The following is a 12,854-nucleotide window of genomic DNA, read 5'->3' as shown; positions in this document are numbered from 1 at the left end:
TCCGTTGAGCCCGTCGATCCGGGTGCGCACCCCCGGAGAACTGCGGGCCGCACGCCGGCGTCGCGCACACCGGTGCTGGGGACACCTGCTGGCCGCGCCGCTGTGGCCGTTGCACGGCGCGAATCTGGGCACATTGCTGAGAACCTGCGATGCCGTGGGCGCCTGTCTCGCGGTACCGCGCTTTCCCTGGGTGCCCGAAGCCCTGCGCCGCGGGAACACCCTGCGGCAACCGGCTTGCGTGCACTGGGTGCACGACCCGCTGGGGTGGCTGGCGCGGGAACGCGAGGCGGGCAGCGCGGTCGTCGGCGTCGAGCTGGCGGACGAGTCGATCCGGCTGGCCGACCTGCCCGCCGCTCGTGGCCGCACGATCGTGGTGCTGGGGCACGAGCAGCAGGGTGTGCCGCCCGAGGCGCTGGAACTGCTCGACACCGTGGTGGAGATTCCGATGGTGGGCACGGGCAGCAGCCTCAATGTGGCGGTCGCGGGCAGCCTGGTGCTCTACAAACTGGCCGGATTGGTGTGACCACTAGGCTTGGCGGGGTGGCTGAGGTGCTCGCGGAAGTCGACGGGGTCTGCGGTCAGCTCGTGCTGCGCCGGGCGGGCGCGGATTTCGAGGTGATCGCCAACGGGGTGTTCCTGATGGACACCCGCAACGGGGAATCGGAGCGGTTGCTGGTCTCGGTGGCCGCGGACCTGGTGCCGGGCCGGGCGCGCATGCTGATCGGCGGGCTGGGCGTCGGCTACTCGCTGCGGGCGGCGCTGGACCACCCCGGCGTCGGGGACATCGTCGTCGTCGAGCGGGAGCCCGCCGTGATCGAATGGAACCGCACGGGCCCCCTGCGCGACGTCCACGGCGACGCCCTTTCCGACCCGCGGGTCACCGTCGTCGAAGCCGACCTCGTGCGCTGGCTGCGGGAGACCACGGAACGCTTCGACGCCCTGTGCCTGGACATCGACAACGGTCCTCAGTGGACGGTCACCGCGGGCAACGCCACGCTCTACAGCCCGGCGGGCCTGGACACCCTGGCCGGCCGCCTGCGCCCGGGCGGGGTGCTGGCCGTGTGGAGCGCCGAAGCCAGCGACGAGTTCACCGCCAGCCTGCGGGACCGGTTCAACGAGGTGCGGGTCCTGGAAATCCCCGTCCCCCGAGGCGAACCCGACGTCGTGTGGATCGCCCGCGCCTGAGGCCGGAGCGCCACCCCCGGCAAAACCGGATTCGTGTCAGGATTTGCGCATGACGCGCCAACTTCGCCTCACCGGGGACGCCGCGGCGGACAAGCTGCTCTCCGACGACCCGTTCGCCCTGCTCACGGGCATGTTGCTGGACCAGCAGATCGCCATGGAGGTCGCCTTCATCGGCCCGCGGAAGATCGCCGATCGGATGGACGGCTTCAGTGTCACGAAGATCGCCGAAGCCGACCTGGACGAGTTCGTCGAACTCTGCGTGGAGAAGCCGGCGATCCACCGCTACGGCGGTTCGATGGCCAAGCGCGTGCACGCGCTGGCCCAGCACATCGTCGAGGACTACGACGGCAAGACCGACGCCATCTGGAAGAAGGGCAAGCCCGACGGCAAGGAGGTGCTCAAGCGCCTCAAGGCGCTGCCCGGTTTCGGCGACCAGAAGGCGCGCATCTTCCTGGCCCTGCTCGGAAAACAGCGCGGCGTGCGGCCGGAGGGCTGGCGCGAGGCCGCCGGTGCCTACGGCGAAGAGGGCTCGCACCGCTCGATCGCCGACGTCACCAGTCCGGAATCACTGGCGGAAGTGCGCGCGTTCAAAAAGGCCACCAAAGCCGCCGGTAGCAAGACCGGCTGAAAACGGGTGTCACGGCACTCAGCCTCGGTAGATTTTGATGTACATGCTTCGCGCGGCGTTCCTGGTGTCCTCCAGGGCGACCTGCGCCCACATGTTGTTCGTGCCGGGCGAGGGGCACACCCAGTTGATCGGCGGCGCGTTCACCGTGGTCCGGTAGGTGATGCAGTTCCCGTGCGCGACGTCGGCGTAGATGCCGACGTCGTCGCCGCCGCTCGCGTCGAATTCGATCACCAACGGGGCGCCGCCGCTGTTGAAGTAGCCGGTGCTGCACCACAGGCCGTTGGCGCAGTGCGCCTCCGCCAGCAGTTGGCTCTGCGAAGCCGGGGCCGCGGAAGCCGTCCCGACCCCGGCGAACATCGCGGCACCGATCCCGGCGATGGCCGCCGCTGCCTTCCACTTGTGCAAGAGAACTCCTCGTGCCGATCGGACGTCAGCAGCGATTCGACAACACGAGCAGGGGACTGACCAGAGGATTCAACCCTGCCTACAACGTCGGCAGCGGGCGGCGGCCCGCGAAGCCGAGGTCGGCGCGGTGGTACCAGGTCAGCCCCTCGTCGCCTTCGAGCCAGCAGAGCAGGACGGGCACGCCGTCCAGGTCCGCGGGGAAGTCGATGAGCAGCGGCGCGAAGCCCTTCAGCTCGGCGCCCGTCTCCTGGATCGTGCTCATCAGCTCGTCCAGCCGCGCCTGCGCCGCCTTCAGCTCGGGGAGGCCGCCGAGGCGCGTCGGGGAGCCTTCCGGGGTCAGTGACGCGGCCAGTTCCGCCGCGTCGGCCCGCAGCGCGATCAGCTCCGCGATGCAGGGCTTCAGCTGGTCGAGCTCAGCCCGCGCTTCCGGCACCGTGAACAGTCCCATGAGCAGAGGGTGCCACGCCCCGCCGCCGCGCGATCGCCGCCCCGATGCCGGTGCCCACCAGGAGCATCCCCACACCGAGCAGGGCACCCACCGACAGCCACGACGTCAGGCCCAGATCGCCGCCGAAGCCGGCCAGCTGACGGAAGCTCCAGATCGGCGCCACCACGAAGAGCAGGCCCGGCACCACGCCCCACACCAGCCCGCCCAGCAGCGGACCCGTCGACGACACCGCGGCCAGCGCCGCCACCCCGAGCAGCAGCAGCGCGCCGAGCACCAGCAGGGTGAGCCCGAGCGTGTCGTGCCCGGGACGCATCAGCTGCATCGTCATCCGCTGCTCCCGCAAGCCACCCTCGCTGACCAGGTACAACGCGATCGGCGTGAGCACCAGCCCGGCCAGGCCGCTGAGCACCCTGGGCAATGTCCGAGTGGTGGGTGGGTAGGTGACGGCCATGGTGATACCTCCGGCGAGCGGGCGGTTGGCGGGTCCGGACGAGCACTGGTTATATGCCAGCGAGGGGCCCCGGCGTTTCCATTACCGCTGAGTAACCAGGGTGCGGCCACACCCCGCCCAGATTTACCAGTACGCTTGTACCGCTACCACGAGACGTGCAACAGAGACGCGAAGACCCGCGAGAGGAGCACCGCTGCTCATGGCCAAGATCAAGGTCGAGGGGACCGTCGTCGAACTCGACGGCGATGAGATGACCCGCATCATCTGGCAGTTCATCAAGGACAAGCTGGTCCACCCCTACCTGGACATCAACCTCGAGTACTACGACCTGGGCATCGAGGAGCGGGACCGCACCGACGACCAGATCACCGTCGACTCGGCCAACGCCATCAAGCGCCACGGCGTCGGCGTCAAGTGCGCCACCATCACCCCGGACGAGGCGCGGGTCGAGGAGTTCGGCCTGAAGAAGATGTGGGTGTCGCCGAACGGCACCATCCGCAACATCCTCGGCGGGGTCATCTTCCGCGAGCCGATCGTCATCCGGAACATCCCGCGGCTGGTACCCGGCTGGACCAAGCCGATCATCATCGGCCGCCACGCCCACGGCGACCAGTACAAGGCGACCAACTTCAAGGTGCCCGGCCCCGGCACGCTCACCATGACGTACACGCCGCAGGACGGTTCCGAGCCGGTGGAGTTCGAGGTCGCCTCGTTCCCCGAGGGCGGCGGCGTCGCGATGGGTATGTACAACTACCGCAAGTCCATCGAGGACTTCGCGCGCGCCTCGCTGCAGTACGGCCTCGACCGCGGCATGCCGGTCTACATGTCGACCAAGAACACCATCCTCAAGGCCTACGACGGCATGTTCAAGGACGTGTTCCAGGAGATCTTCGACGCCGAGTTCAAGGCCGACTTCGACGCCAAGGGCCTGACCTACGAGCACCGCCTGATCGACGACATGGTCGCCGCGGCGCTGAAGTGGGAGGGCGGCTACGTCTGGGCCTGCAAGAACTACGACGGTGACGTGCAGTCCGACACCGTGGCGCAGGGCTTCGGCTCGCTCGGCCTGATGACCTCCGTGCTGCGCACCCCGGACGGCCGGACCGTCGAGGCCGAGGCCGCGCACGGCACGGTCACCCGGCACTACCGCCAGCACCAGCAGGGCAAGCCGACCTCGACCAACCCGATCGCGTCCATCTACGCCTGGACCCGTGGCCTCGAGCACCGCGGCAAGCTGGACTCGAACGCCGAGCTGATCGGCTTCGCGAACAAGCTGGAGCAGGTCGTCATCGAGACCGTCGAGAGCGGCAAGATGACCAAGGACCTCGCGCTGCTGATCGGCAAGGAGCAGCCGTTCCAGACCACCGAGGAGTTCCTCGCGACGCTGGACGAGAACCTGCAGAAGAAGGTCGCCCAGGGCTGACCCACCGCCGACCACCCAGGGTGACCGACTGCTCACGGCATTGGCCTCCCTGGGTGGTTGTCCCGGTACGTCCTGTCTCTCGATCAACTCTCCGCCTACCCTGGTCGAGACCAGGTTTTGCGGGCGTTCTCGCGGGCACTGAGGAGCACCGGTGATACTCGGCATACCCAAGAAGGTCCTGATCGCCATCGCGGTCGTCGTCGGTATCGGCATCATCTACGTGATGGGTGCGGACAAGCGGGCATCCGAAGCCAGCGGCGGGGCCGGTCCCACCGGCTGCCGGATGGAGGTCACCGCCGACGTGCTCAACGTGCGGTCGGGCCCGGCCGACAACGCCGCGATCGTCGGCAAGTTCAAGCAGGACGCCGAGACCGACGCCCTGCCGGTGGTCCAGAACGGCTTCCGCAAGATCGACGAGAACCGCTGGGCCGCCACCGAGTTCCTCAAGCCGCTGGCCGGCGCCAACTGCGGCTGATCACACCGTCACGGTGAGGCCTTCCTCGGCCAGCAGGATCTCGCCGTCGAACACCTCGGCCGCCTCCGCGGCTGAGCGCTTCCGGTCGCTGCCCGGCCAGAAGTGCGTCAGCAGCAGCCTTTTCGCCCGTGCCCGTGCCGCCCAGGTGGCTGCTTCGGCCGCGGTCTCCACGTAGCGGGGTCGCTCGTCCGGCGACGGCCCCTGCAGCGTCGACTCCATGATGTAGAGGTCGGCGTCCGCGCCCAGTTCGGCCAGGTCCGCCGACGGCCCGCTGTCGCCGGTGTAGGCCACCGTCACCTCCGGCAGGCTCAGCCGCACGCCCCAGTTCGGCACGTGGTGCGGCAGGCGCCAGGTGCGGACGGTGAACGGGCCCACCGAGGTGGTGGCCGCCAGGTCGTGGTGGTCGTACACCTGCTCGGGGGCCGGTTTCGGCTCGGCCGCCCGCAGCACGTCCAGCACGTCCGGCGGTGAGTAGAGCGGCAGCTTGCCGTGGCCCTCGTAGTGGATGCGGCCGAGCGCGGTCAGGTCCGCGCAGTGGTCGGGGTGGGCGTGCGTGATGACCACCGCGTCCACGGCGCCGTCCGGGCAGTGCTCGAGCAGCCGGGACACGGTGCCGTAGCCGAGGTCGAGCACCAGCCGGAAGTCCTCGTGCCGCAGCAGGAAGCCGCTGCACGCCCGGCCGGGTTCCGGCCACGCGCCGCAACTGCCGAGCACCGTCAAACGCACCATCCGCCGATCCTCGCAGGTGGGCTGTCACAAAACGGCGGGATCGGCGACTTCTGCGATATGAAAACCGTACAGACGACGGTGGCCACGCGGCGTACGCCCGAGGACGTCTACGCCTACCTCGCCGACTTCACGCACCAGGCGGAATGGCGGTTCGACGTGCTGACCTCGGAGCTGATCTCCGGCGAGCCGGGGCAGGTCGGCGCGCGTTACCTGCAGCGGGTGCGGCCGGGGCGCAAGCAGTCCGAGAGCGAGGTCGAGGTGACCGAGGCGGACCGGCCGAGCGAGGTGGCCTTCCGCACGCTCGACCGCGGCCCGGTGACCGTCCGCGGGGCGTGGCACATCCGCAGCGCGCCCTCGGGCACCGAGGTGGTCTGTGACGTGGCGATCGAGACGAAGGGCGTGCTCAAGCTGTTCGAACCGCTGATGGGGCCGCAGCTGCGCAAGATCGCCGCGCGGTACGAGAGCGACCTCTCGGAGCGGCTCAACGCCTGAGTCGTCGGGGGTGACGGGTAGCCTCCGGGCGTGCTCACCGTCTCCACTGTCAACGTCAACGGAATGCGTGCCGCGGCCAAGAAGGGGTTCGTCGAGTGGCTCGCCGCCACGAAGGCGGACGTGGTCGCCTGCCAGGAGGTGCGCGCGGAAACCGAGCTGCTGCCGGACGAGGTGCGTGCCCCGGCCGGGTGGCACGCGTTCCACGCGCCCTGCGAGCTCAAGGGCCGGGCCGGGGTGTCGCTGTACTCCCGTGCCGAGCCGGAGTCCGTGCGGATCGGCTTCGACGCGCCGGAGTTCGCCGAGAGCGGCCGGTACCTGGAGGCCACCTTCGCCGAGGTGGTGGTGGCCAGCCTGTACCTGCCCAGCGGGGACGTGGACACGCCGCGCCAGGCGGAGAAGGAGCGGTTCATGGCCGCGTTCCTGCCGTACCTGGCCGAGCTGCGGGGCAAGGCCGAGGCGGACGGGCGCGAGGTGCTCGTGGTCGGTGACTGGAACATCGCGCACGCCGAGGTGGACCTGAAGAACTGGCGGACGAACCGGAAGAACTCGGGCTTCCTGCCGGAGGAGCGGGCGTGGCTGGGCCAGGTGTACTCGGAGGCCGGCTACGCCGACGTGCAGCGGCGGCTGGACCCGGAGGGGCCGGGCCCGTACACGTGGTGGTCGTACCGGGGCAAGGCCTTCGACAACGACGCGGGCTGGCGGATCGACCTGCACGTGGCGAGCCGGGGCCTGGCCGACCGCTGCACGGCGATCGAAGTGGAACGCGCGGCTTCGTACGAAGAACGGTGGTCGGACCACGCCCCGGTGACCGCCACCTACGACATCGGCTGACGTCGCACGGGCGGGTGGAGCGAGCGGCGTTGTACGGGCGGGTCGAATGCTGTGGGCCTTCATGGCTGGCTTGACGACCTGAGTGTGGAACTCGGCCGCCTGAGTGTGGAACTCGGCCGCCTGAGTGTGGAACTCGGCTGCACGAACGTGGGGTTCGGCTGCGGGAACGTGGGACTCGCGTGGAGAGTGCTGTGAGTGGGGCATTACTTGCGTTGAACGCTAGTAATGCCCCACTCATGGCGTTAGGGAACGCCGAGCAGCGTTAACGGGTTCGACATCGTCGTGGGTGGTTTGCGAGTGTGCTGGGGTGGACGAACTCCTGATCGAGCGCACGCCCCTCCCGGACGGGCTGCCGTCGCGGCTGGTGGCCCAGCTCGCCTTCCTCGCCGAGGCCGACAAGCTCAAGACCGTGCTCCGCCAGTCCCCGCTGGCCGCCGCCGAGCGGCGCGAGAACGACGCCGAGCATTCCTGGCACCTCGCGCTGATGGTCGCCGTGCTCGCCGAATACGCCGACGAGCCGATCGACCTCGGGCACACCATCCAGCTCGTGGTGGTGCACGACCTCGTCGAGATCTACGCCGGTGACACCCCGCTGTACGACGACGACGGCCGCGAAAGCCAGCAGGAACGCGAAGAGGCCGCGGCCGAAAAGCTCTTCGGGTTGCTCCCCGGCGATCAGGCGGCCCATTTCCGCGCCCTCTGGGACGAATTCGAAACCCGCGAAACGCCGGAAGCCAGGTTCGCCAAAGCGATGGACCGCATGCAGCCGCTGTTGCTGAACTGGCTCGCGAAAGGCGGCACCTGGCAGACGCCGGGCGTGACCGCCGCGACCGTCCGCGAACGCAAGGCCGTGATCGGCGACGCGTCCGCGGAACTGTGGTCGGCGGCGGCCACGCTCATCGGTGAAGGTGAGCGGCGCGGCTGGGTTGCCCCGTCTACTTAGGACACGATGTCTACTTGGGACTCGATACGGGTGTAGGTCAGCACCAGCACCCCCGATTCGAAGGCCTCGTGCCGGGCCAGGTGGTACCGCTCGGGCCGGAATTCCCCGCCGAACATCGGCATTCCTGCCCCGGCGACCACCGGGTGCATCTTCACCACGATCTCGTCGATCTCGTCCCGCAGCGCGTTCGCCAGCGTCGCCCCGCCGACGAGCCAGATCTTCTGCCCGGCTTCGCGCTTGAGTTCGCGCACCTTTTCCACCGGATCGGTGGCGACCAGTTCCACCTTGCCGCGCGCCTCGGTCATGGTGGTCGAGAAAACGACGTGCCGCAGGTGCTCGTAGGCGTCGTCGAGCCCGGCGGCGAGGCCGATTTCGTAGGATTTGCGCCCTTCCAGCACCGTGTCGAATTCCTTGTTCGGCACGTCCTCGATGCCGAACACCGGCCGCGCCACCGTCGGGATCATCTCCGGGTAGTCGCGCAGGAGGGCCGTGTTGTGGTCGCCCTCGTTGACGAAGAAGCCCGGCGTGCTCGTCGGGTCGCCGCCGCCGGCCTCGGCGATGAAGCCGTCGATCGACGTGGCCACCAGGTAGGTCAGTTTTCGCATGGGTACCCCTCTTCGTTCGTAACCACTCTGACTGTAGTACTTCAACCGGAGTGGTTGCAAGGCCCTGTTCGGTCACTCAGCGGAACTCGCTACTCTCACCTTCGAAGTTGAGCGGAAGACGCCGGGCTTGACACGCTCGGTAGCTTTTTGACCATCAACACGGCAAGCGTCCCTCGTTCGGGGCAGCATTCGTCGCAGGAGGCACTCCGGTGCGCAACTCTTTGCCAGGCCTGATGCGGTCCGTCACGCGTCTGGCCGCCGTCACGGTCACCCTGGTGACCGGTTTGCTCTTCGGGGCACTCGGTATGGCGAACGCCGCCGCCGCGCGGCCGGAGCCGGAGGCGATGACCTTCGGCGTGCTCGGCCCCGTCGGCCTGGTGGCCGTGGTGTTCGGCGTGCTCGGCATGGCGGCCGGGGTGCTCCGGCAGCGGAAGAAGGCCAGGGCGGCGGCCGAGCAGGCCGAAGCCGCGCTGGCCGAGCAGCCCGCGCTGACCCCCACCCGGTCACCGCACTGACCCGCGTTTATTCCCGTTCGACGAAGTCTTCTCTCACAGCGGAAGCCCTTACCGGGCGTGCGGACGCGGCCGTAGGCTCGCGATCATGGCCGAGAGCGTTTTCCTCACCCCGCCTGATCCACAGCCGAGTCCGTCGGCACTGAGCCGGGCCCTGCGCCGGGCCGCCGACGGGGTCGCCATCGACGTCACCGAAGCCGCCGTGCTGCTCCACGCCAGGGGAGAACAGCTGGAGGAGTTGTTCGCCGCGGCGTCGAAGGTCCGCGACGCCCACCTGACCGACCACGGCCGTCCCGGGGTGATCAGCTACAGCCGCAGCGTGTTCATCCCGCTGACCCGGCTCTGCCGCGACCGCTGCCACTACTGCACCTTCGTCACCGTGCCGGGCAAGCTGCACTCGATGTACCTCGAACGCGACGAGGTGCTCGAGATCGCGCGCGCCGGTGCCGCCGCCGGGTGCAAGGAGGCGCTGTTCACCCTCGGCGACCGGCCGGAGGACCGCTGGCCGCAGGCGAAGGAATGGCTCGACGAGCGCGGCTACGACTCCACACTGGACTACGTGCGGGCCTGCGCGATCGCGGTGCTGGAGGAGACGGGCCTGCTGCCGCACCTGAACCCCGGCGTGCTCAGCTGGGCGGAGTTCCAGCGGCTCAAGCCGGTCGCGGCGAGCATGGGCATGATGCTGGAGACCACCGCCGAGCGGCTGTGGTCGGAGAAGGGCGGCCCGCACTACGGCAGCCCCGACAAGGAACCCGCCGTCCGGCTGCGCGTGCTCGACGACGCCGGGCGCAGCGGGGTGCCGTTCACCACCGGCATCCTGGTCGGCATCGGCGAGAACAAGACCGAGCGCGCCGAGTCGCTGCACGCGATCCGCCAGCGCGCCCGCCAGTACCGCAACATCCAGGAGATCATCGTCCAGAACTTCCGGGCCAAGCCGGACACCGCCATGCGGTCCGCGCCCGACCTGGACCTGACCGAGCTGGCCGCGACGGTGGCCGTGGCGCGGCTGCTGATGCCGCCGGGCGTGAGCGTGCAGGCCCCGCCGAACCTGGTCGGTGACGAGCTCGCGCTGCTGATGCGCGCCGGCATCGACGACTGGGGCGGCGTCTCGCCGGTCACCCCGGACCACGTCAACCCCGAGCGCCCGTGGCCGCGGATCGAGGTGCTCGCCGAGGCGACCCGCGAAGCCGGGTTCGAGCTGAAGGAACGCCTGGCCGTCTACCCGAAGTACGTGCGCGAAGCGGAGAAGTGGCTCGACGTCCGGGTGCACCCGCACGTCGAGGCGCTGGCGCTGCCGGACGGCATGGCGGACCCGGACGCCGAGGTCGTCGGGCACACCTGGCAGGAACCGGACGGCGGGCTGGAGACGATCGGCCGCGCCGACCTCAACTCCTCGATCGACACCGAAGGCCGCACCAGCGACCGGCGCGGCGACTTCGACAGCGTCTACGGCGACTGGGACATCCTCAAGACCCAGGTGCCGATCGCGCCGGAACGGCTGAGCACGGACGTCCGCGAAGGGCTGAAGCTGGCCGCCGACTACCCGGGCGCGCTGCTCGAACCGCGGCACACCGACGCCGCGATGGCGTTGCTCACCGCCGACGGCCAGGCGCTGGAGACGATGGCGCGGCTGGCCGACGAGCTGCGCGCGGACGTGGTCGGCGACGACATCACCTACGTGGTCAACCGGAACATCAACTTCTCCAACGTCTGCTACGTCGGCTGCCGGTTCTGCGCCTTCGCCCAGCGCGAGCGCGACGCCGACGCCTTCCGGCTCTCGGTCGACGAGGTGGCCGCGCGGGCCGTCGAAGCCTGGAACGCCGGTGCCACCGAGGTCTGCATGCAGGGCGGCATCGACCCGAAGCTGCCGATGACCTACTACGCCGACATCGTGCGCGCGATCAAGGCGGCCGTGCCGGAGATGCACGTCCACGCGTTCTCGCCGATGGAGATCGTCTCCGCGGCGTCCAAGGCTGGCGTGAGCATCGAGGAGTGGCTGACCGAACTGCGCGACGCCGGGCTCGGCTCCATCCCGGGCACCGCGGCGGAGATCCTCGACGACGACGTCCGCTGGGTGCTGACCAAGGGCAAGCTGCCCGCGCGGACCTGGGTCGAGGTGGTGACCACCGCGCACCGGCTGGGCATCCAGTCCTCCAGCACGATGATGTACGGCCACGTGGACCACCCCGGGCACTGGCTCGGGCACCTGCGGGTGCTGGCCGGGATCGCCGACGAGACCGGCGGCTTCACCGAGTTCGTCGGCCTGCCGTTCGTCCACCACAACGCGCCGATCTACCTGGCGGGCGTGGCCCGGCCGGGCCCGACCATGCGGGACAACCGCGCGGTGCACGCGTTCGCGCGGCTCGCCCTGCACGGCCGGATCGACAACGTGCAGTGCTCGTGGGTCAAGCTCGGTGACGAGGGCACCGCGCAGGTGCTGCGGGGTGGCGCGAACGACATCGGCGGCACGCTGATGGAGGAGACCATCTCGCGGATGGCGGGTTCGGAGCACGGGTCGTCGCGGACGAAGGCGGAGCTGGAGCACCTGGCCGCGCTCGCCGGGCGCCCGGCGAGCCAGCGCACCACCACCTACGGGCGGCGCTTGCTGGCCGTTGGGTAATTTCTAGGTACCGGCCCCGGATTGTTTGTTGCCCAGCACGGCGCCAGTCTCGCTGCATGCGAACGGCGTACAGCGAGTCCTTCCCCGAGGCGCTAGACCGTGCGATCGCCGAAAGCGGCCTGAGCCTGGACCGCGTGCGGCACCGGCTGGCCCGCCACGGCGTGCGGGTCAGCCTGACCACCCTCAGCTACTGGCGCAGCGGACGCAGCCGCCCGGAGCGACCTGAGTCGCTCCGGGCGGTGGCGATCCTGGAAGCGGTGTTCTCACTGCCCGAAGGGGCGTTGAGCGAGCTGCTCGGCCCGCGCCGCCCACGGGGGCGGTGGTGCGGCACGGGCCGGGCGTGTGCCTCAGACCCCGCTGTTGGTGCGGATCCAGTTGCGGAAGTACGGCACGTCGACGTAGATCGACGGCGCGGTCGCGCAGACCGAGCCACCGCCGGAACGGCTGGTCGCGCCGATCAGCTGCCAGGCGCCGCTGACCTGCTTGATCTCCGGCCCGCCCGAGTCGCCGTAGCAGGCGCCCTTGTTGCCGCCAGGGTTCCCGGTGCAGATCTCGCTGGCCGCGCTGATGCCACCGCAGCCGCTGTCGGCGACGATCGAGGTGTTCAGCTCCTGCAGCGTGACCGGCGCACCGCAGCCGCCGGGCTGCGCGCAGGTCTGGCCCCAGCCGATGATCCGGGTCGCGGTGCCCACCGCGCCGGAGGTTGAGGCGATGGTGATCGGCGCCTGCGGCACCGCGGTCTGCAGGCGCAGCAGGGCCAGGTCGGCGCTCGGGTGCGCGATGCGCTGCGCGACGCGGGCCACCGTGCCGCCGCTGGTGCGGTTCGTGGTGCCGACGCGCACCTGGTAGGGCTGGCCGCAGTGCTTCGCGGTGACCACCCAGGTCGAGCTGATCAGCGAGCCGCCGCAGGAGTGCCCGCCACTGGAGCTCTGCAGCGACACCATGAACGAGTAGACCTGCGTGGCGTTCCCGCCGCCGACGATGAACGGGGTGACGCCGCCGGCCGGTTCGGCGGCGGTGTCGGCGGAAGCCATGGGCGCGGCGAGGCCGCCGAGCGCGGTGACACCGGCGACGAACACGCCTGCCAGCAGGGACCGTAACTTCATG

The 12,854-nt window shown here is 69.8% G+C and carries 16 protein-coding genes; 10 read left to right on the top strand and 6 right to left on the bottom strand.

From position 1 onward, the window contains the following. Positions 1 to 4: 4 nt before the first annotated feature. From L3Q67_RS06605 to L3Q67_RS06595, 3 genes are read left to right on the top strand one after another with little or no spacing between them, the layout of a single operon-like run. Positions 5 to 523, top strand: coding sequence for an RNA methyltransferase (locus tag L3Q67_RS06605; protein WP_499188692.1), 519 nt, complete (start codon positions 5 to 7; stop codon positions 521 to 523). Between the two features lie 17 nt (positions 524 to 540). Further along, positions 541 to 1,185: a spermidine synthase family protein gene (locus tag L3Q67_RS06600; RefSeq protein ID WP_499188691.1), complete on the top strand. Its 645-nt coding sequence runs from the start codon at positions 541 to 543 to the stop codon at positions 1,183 to 1,185. 49 nt (positions 1,186 to 1,234) lie between these two features. Next, positions 1,235 to 1,813: an HhH-GDP family DNA glycosylase gene (locus L3Q67_RS06595; protein ID WP_499188690.1), complete on the top strand. Its 579-nt coding sequence runs from the start codon at positions 1,235 to 1,237 to the stop codon at positions 1,811 to 1,813. An 18-nt stretch (positions 1,814 to 1,831) separates the two neighbouring features. On the opposite strand, the gene L3Q67_RS06590 is transcribed toward L3Q67_RS06595, so the two are convergent. The 3 genes from L3Q67_RS06590 to L3Q67_RS06580 all read right to left on the bottom strand — a co-directional run bounded on the left by L3Q67_RS06590 (position 1,832) and on the right by L3Q67_RS06580 (position 3,117). Next, entirely contained in the window at positions 1,832 to 2,218 is a 387-nt protein-coding gene (locus L3Q67_RS06590) for a hypothetical protein (protein WP_499188689.1), read from the bottom strand. A gap of 79 nt (positions 2,219 to 2,297) precedes the next feature. Then, positions 2,298 to 2,666, bottom strand: coding sequence for a DUF2203 domain-containing protein (locus L3Q67_RS06585; protein WP_499188688.1), 369 nt, complete (start codon positions 2,664 to 2,666; stop codon positions 2,298 to 2,300). Further along, positions 2,632 to 3,117 (bottom strand): hypothetical protein, encoded by a 486-nt coding sequence (locus L3Q67_RS06580; RefSeq protein ID WP_499188687.1) that lies wholly within the window; start codon positions 3,115 to 3,117, stop codon positions 2,632 to 2,634. The genes L3Q67_RS06585 and L3Q67_RS06580 overlap by 35 nt, the downstream gene beginning before the upstream one ends. A gap of 199 nt (positions 3,118 to 3,316) precedes the next feature. Here L3Q67_RS06580 and L3Q67_RS06575 point away from each other — a divergent pair, with 199 nt between their 5' ends. Further along, complete coding sequence (locus L3Q67_RS06575) at positions 3,317 to 4,540, top strand: NADP-dependent isocitrate dehydrogenase (RefSeq protein ID WP_499188686.1); 1,224 nt, start codon at positions 3,317 to 3,319, stop codon at positions 4,538 to 4,540. 151 nt (positions 4,541 to 4,691) lie between these two features. After that, entirely contained in the window at positions 4,692 to 5,015 is a 324-nt protein-coding gene (locus tag L3Q67_RS06570) for an SH3 domain-containing protein (RefSeq protein WP_499188685.1), read from the top strand. Here the strand turns inward: L3Q67_RS06570 and L3Q67_RS06565 are convergent, their stop codons facing one another. Beyond that, positions 5,016 to 5,744, bottom strand: a complete 729-nt coding sequence (locus L3Q67_RS06565; protein ID WP_499188684.1) for an MBL fold metallo-hydrolase — start codon at positions 5,742 to 5,744, stop codon at positions 5,016 to 5,018. Positions 5,745 to 5,801: 57 nt separating this feature from the next. Between L3Q67_RS06565 and L3Q67_RS06560 the strand changes: the two genes are divergently transcribed. From L3Q67_RS06560 to L3Q67_RS06550, 3 genes are all read left to right on the top strand, one after another. Beyond that, positions 5,802 to 6,236: an SRPBCC family protein gene (locus tag L3Q67_RS06560; protein ID WP_499188683.1), complete on the top strand. Its 435-nt coding sequence runs from the start codon at positions 5,802 to 5,804 to the stop codon at positions 6,234 to 6,236. Positions 6,237 to 6,266: 30 nt separating this feature from the next. After that, the gene (locus tag L3Q67_RS06555) at positions 6,267 to 7,067 is read left to right on the top strand and encodes an exodeoxyribonuclease III (protein ID WP_499188682.1); all 801 of its coding nucleotides are present in this window, start codon (positions 6,267 to 6,269) and stop codon (positions 7,065 to 7,067) included. Positions 7,068 to 7,374: 307 nt separating this feature from the next. After that, positions 7,375 to 8,010 (top strand): HD domain-containing protein, encoded by a 636-nt coding sequence (locus L3Q67_RS06550; protein ID WP_499188681.1) that lies wholly within the window; start codon positions 7,375 to 7,377, stop codon positions 8,008 to 8,010. Here the strand turns inward: L3Q67_RS06550 and L3Q67_RS06545 are convergent. Next, entirely contained in the window at positions 8,007 to 8,615 is a 609-nt protein-coding gene (locus tag L3Q67_RS06545) for a dihydrofolate reductase family protein (RefSeq protein WP_499188680.1), read from the bottom strand. The genes L3Q67_RS06550 and L3Q67_RS06545 overlap by 4 nt on opposite strands. Before the next feature lie 209 nt (positions 8,616 to 8,824). Here L3Q67_RS06545 and L3Q67_RS06540 point away from each other — a divergent pair, with 209 nt between their 5' ends. Both L3Q67_RS06540 and L3Q67_RS06535 read left to right on the top strand, forming a co-directional pair. Then, positions 8,825 to 9,130, top strand: a complete 306-nt coding sequence (locus tag L3Q67_RS06540) for a hypothetical protein (protein WP_499188679.1) — start codon at positions 8,825 to 8,827, stop codon at positions 9,128 to 9,130. 85 nt (positions 9,131 to 9,215) lie between these two features. After that, on the top strand, positions 9,216 to 11,747 hold the full coding sequence (locus L3Q67_RS06535) for a radical SAM protein (protein WP_499188678.1): 2,532 nt from the start codon (positions 9,216 to 9,218) through the stop codon (positions 11,745 to 11,747). Positions 11,748 to 12,094: 347 nt separating this feature from the next. On the opposite strand, the gene L3Q67_RS06530 is transcribed toward L3Q67_RS06535, so the two are convergent. Then, positions 12,095 to 12,853: a S1 family peptidase gene (locus L3Q67_RS06530; protein WP_499188677.1), complete on the bottom strand. Its 759-nt coding sequence runs from the start codon at positions 12,851 to 12,853 to the stop codon at positions 12,095 to 12,097. Position 12,854: the final 1 nt, after the last annotated feature.

Source organism: Saccharothrix sp. AJ9571 (assembly GCF_021725495.1).
GTDB lineage: Bacteria > Actinomycetota > Actinomycetes > Mycobacteriales > Pseudonocardiaceae > Amycolatopsis > Amycolatopsis magusensis.
Note: the sequence above shows the minus strand (reverse complement) of the source record. Positions and strands in the feature narration are given on the sequence as shown.

Excerpts from the sequence above, each read along its gene's own strand:
- L3Q67_RS06595 (WP_499188690.1), top strand. The coding sequence starts at position 1,235 with ATGACGCGCCAACTTCGCCTCACCGGGGACGCCGCGGCGGACAAGCTG.
- L3Q67_RS06585 (WP_499188688.1), bottom strand. The coding sequence starts at position 2,666 with ATGGGACTGTTCACGGTGCCGGAAGCGCGGGCTGAGCTCGACCAGCTG.
- L3Q67_RS06580 (WP_499188687.1), bottom strand. The coding sequence starts at position 3,117 with ATGGCCGTCACCTACCCACCCACCACTCGGACATTGCCCAGGGTGCTC.
- L3Q67_RS06575 (WP_499188686.1), top strand. The coding sequence starts at position 3,317 with ATGGCCAAGATCAAGGTCGAGGGGACCGTCGTCGAACTCGACGGCGAT.
- L3Q67_RS06565 (WP_499188684.1), bottom strand. The coding sequence starts at position 5,744 with ATGGTGCGTTTGACGGTGCTCGGCAGTTGCGGCGCGTGGCCGGAACCC.
- L3Q67_RS06560 (WP_499188683.1), top strand. The coding sequence starts at position 5,802 with ATGAAAACCGTACAGACGACGGTGGCCACGCGGCGTACGCCCGAGGAC.
- L3Q67_RS06545 (WP_499188680.1), bottom strand. The coding sequence starts at position 8,615 with ATGCGAAAACTGACCTACCTGGTGGCCACGTCGATCGACGGCTTCATC.
- L3Q67_RS06535 (WP_499188678.1), top strand. The coding sequence starts at position 9,216 with ATGGCCGAGAGCGTTTTCCTCACCCCGCCTGATCCACAGCCGAGTCCG.
- L3Q67_RS06530 (WP_499188677.1), bottom strand. The coding sequence starts at position 12,853 with ATGAAGTTACGGTCCCTGCTGGCAGGCGTGTTCGTCGCCGGTGTCACC.